Below are 2,541 nucleotides of genomic sequence, written 5' to 3' on the forward strand. Positions count from 1 at the left end.
GGTAGCGACAATGGCGGAGCGAAACTGAACCCTTGAGGGGCTAGGGCTTTAGAGCCCCAGCGCGCTCGCGATCTTCGGCGCGGCTTCGCGCCAGTCCTGGACGACGACGATGTCGTCCGTCACCGGCGGCAGGAATGCGCGCAGCGAATTGTCGGCCATCAGATGGAACAGTTCGGCGTCGGCGACCGATCCCCGCACCGACGCTAGATTGTGCGGCTGATCGTCGACGAAGACCACCGGCCTGGCGGCCTTGCCGCGAAGCTTGGCCACTGCCGGTCCCTTGGCCATTTCAGTGGTCAGAAGTGGGTAGCTCAGCCCGAGGGCATCGAGATGGGCGCGACGCACGGCGCGGTGTCTGTGCGGCATGGCCGTCAGCAAGATGATTTCCGCGCGGTCGCCGAGCCCTGCCAGGGCCTCTGCTGCGCCGTCGGTAATGCTCTGCCAATCGGCTTGCGCGTCAAAGAAATCGCCCAGGAGTGCCGTGACTTCAGGCTGTTCGATCAGCCGGCCGCTCGCCGTCTCGGCAATGTTGCCGGTCAGCCGAAAGGAGGCCAGCGTCAGGCCAAAGCCGCGCGCCTTGAGGAAATTCGGGAACGGGCGGATGAACTCGAGCACGACGTCGTCGACGTCGAGCACAAGCAGCGGCCGGTCGTCGGCCGCCAGTTCCTCGATCTGGCGCGCGGTTTCGGGGTCATCGCTCATATCGAATGCTCATGGTTGTCGTCGCCCAGCGGCAGCGCCCGCAAGGCTTTGCCGACGGCAGCCGGCGGCGTGCCGGTTTCCTCGGCAAAGCGCATCAGCGTCGGCTCGTGGGCGAGAATGAACTGCAGGACACCGGCCAGAAAACCCGGCTCGCTGGCGGCTTTGCGGATAGAATGCGCCTCTATGCCGGTGATTGCCAGAAAGCGCGGCAGCAGCTCCGGATCGGAGGCGACGAAGCCCAGGGCCTTCACGGCAATCGATTCCGCTTCTTCGCGCATTGACGCTGCGTTTGCCATCACTACCTTCGGTGTGGAATGAGTCTCTCCCGCAGTAATGGCAAGAATTGCTTGCGGCAAGCCATTAGAGCGTCGCGCGCCCTTTGGACGCGCAGGGGGACGAGGTGGAATTTGCGTTGTTTTCCAGCCGCGGATTTCCGTTTCGTCAATCATATTGCCGTAAAGTGAAGCAGGGTTTGGTGCGTCTAGACATGGGCGCATGACGGTCGCCTTCGAGCGGAAGGACGACCGGGACGGGATATCGATGCCGAAGAAGGTCATGATCGTCGAGGACAACGAGCTCAACATGAAGCTCTTTCGGGACCTCATCGAGGCAAGCGGTTACGAGACCGTGCGCACCCGCAACGGTCTGGAAGCGCTCGATCTGGCGCGCCTGCATAAGCCGGATCTCATCCTGATGGATATCCAGCTGCCTGAAGTGTCGGGGCTGGAGGTGACCAAATGGCTGAAGGAGGACGACGAGCTGCACGTCATCCCAGTCATTGCGGTGACCGCCTTCGCGATGAAGGGCGACGAGGAACGCATCCGCCAGGGTGGCTGCGAGGCCTATATTTCGAAGCCGATCTCGGTGCCGCGTTTTATCGAAACCATCAAATCCTATTTGGGTGATGCGTGATGTACCCTTTCAGCCGAGCCGGAGCCTTGTGAAATGACTGCGCGGATCCTCGTCGTCGACGACATCCCTGCCAATGTGCGGCTGCTGGAAGTCCGGCTGCTGGCCGAATATTTCGAGGTGCTGACCGCCACCAACGGGCCGGATGCGATCGAAACCTGCGAGAATGGCAAGGTCGATGTCGTGCTGCTCGACGTGATGATGCCTGACATGGACGGCTTCGAGGTCTGCCGGCGGCTGAAAAGCGATCCGGCGACATCGCACATTCCGGTGGTGATGATCACCGCGCTCGACCAGGTTTCCGACCGCGTACGCGGGCTCGAGGCCGGCGCGGACGACTTCCTGACCAAGCCGGTCAACGACCTGCAGCTGATGACGCGCGTCAAGAGCCTGGTTCGCCTGAAGTCACTGACCGATGAGTTGCGGCTGCGTGCTTCGACGACGCGCAACATCGGCATCGAAGAGCTTTTGAGCCGCAATTTCGCGTCCGAGGACACGACACCGAAAGTGCTTTTGATCGACGAGCGCAAATCATCCGTCGAGCGCATCCAGAAGATGCTGCGCGACCGCGCCGACCTCGATGTCTCCAGCGATCCGCATGCCGGCTTCTTCCAGGCCGCCGAGACGTCCTATGAATGCGTGATGATCTCGACTGCGTTCGCCGATTTTGATCCGCTCAGGCTCTGTTCGCAGTTGCGCTCGCTGGATCGCACCCGCTTCGTGCCGATCATTCTTCTGGCGGAGGAGGGCGAGGAGGAGCGCATCATCCGCGGCCTCGAACTCGGCATCAACGACTATCTGATGCGGCCGATCGACCAGCAGGAACTGACGGCGCGGCTGGGTACCCAGGTGCGCCGCAAGCGTTACAACGACCAGCTGCGCGCCAGCGTCACCCAGACCATCGAAATGGCGGTGACCGACGGCCTGCCC

4 protein-coding genes are annotated in these 2,541 nt (G+C 62.3%); 2 read left to right on the plus strand and 2 right to left on the minus strand.

Going from position 1 to position 2,541, the window contains the following annotated elements; all coding sequences use genetic code 11:
• Positions 1–48: 48 nt before the first annotated feature.
• Positions 49–702 carry a hypothetical protein gene (locus EN935_RS30725; RefSeq protein WP_127265789.1) on the minus strand — a complete coding sequence of 218 codons (654 nt, stop codon included), beginning with the start codon at positions 700–702 and terminating at the stop codon, positions 49–51.
• Complete coding sequence (locus EN935_RS30730) at positions 699–998, minus strand: DUF3572 domain-containing protein (RefSeq protein WP_056582159.1); 300 nt, start codon at positions 996–998, stop codon at positions 699–701. Before EN935_RS30730 ends, EN935_RS30725 begins: the two co-directional genes overlap by 4 nt.
• A 259-nt stretch (positions 999–1,257) precedes the next feature.
• Between EN935_RS30730 and EN935_RS30735 the strand changes: the two genes are divergently transcribed.
• Together EN935_RS30735 and EN935_RS30740 are read left to right on the plus strand one after the other, a co-directional pair.
• Positions 1,258–1,614, plus strand: coding sequence for a response regulator (locus tag EN935_RS30735; protein ID WP_276325614.1), 357 nt, complete (start codon positions 1,258–1,260; stop codon positions 1,612–1,614).
• A 33-nt stretch (positions 1,615–1,647) separates the two neighbouring features.
• Positions 1,648–2,541 (plus strand): response regulator (locus tag EN935_RS30740; protein ID WP_127373949.1); only part of this gene is annotated, 894 nt, incomplete at its 3' end.

This window comes from Mesorhizobium sp. M7D.F.Ca.US.004.03.1.1 (genome assembly GCF_003998635.1).
GTDB classification, from domain to species: domain Bacteria; phylum Pseudomonadota; class Alphaproteobacteria; order Rhizobiales; family Rhizobiaceae; genus Mesorhizobium; species Mesorhizobium loti.

Excerpts from the sequence above, each read along its gene's own strand:
- EN935_RS30730 (WP_056582159.1), bottom strand. The coding sequence starts at position 998 with ATGGCAAACGCAGCGTCAATGCGCGAAGAAGCGGAATCGATTGCCGTG.
- EN935_RS30735 (WP_276325614.1), top strand. The coding sequence starts at position 1,258 with ATGATCGTCGAGGACAACGAGCTCAACATGAAGCTCTTTCGGGACCTC.
- EN935_RS30725 (WP_127265789.1), bottom strand. The coding sequence starts at position 702 with ATGAGCGATGACCCCGAAACCGCGCGCCAGATCGAGGAACTGGCGGCC.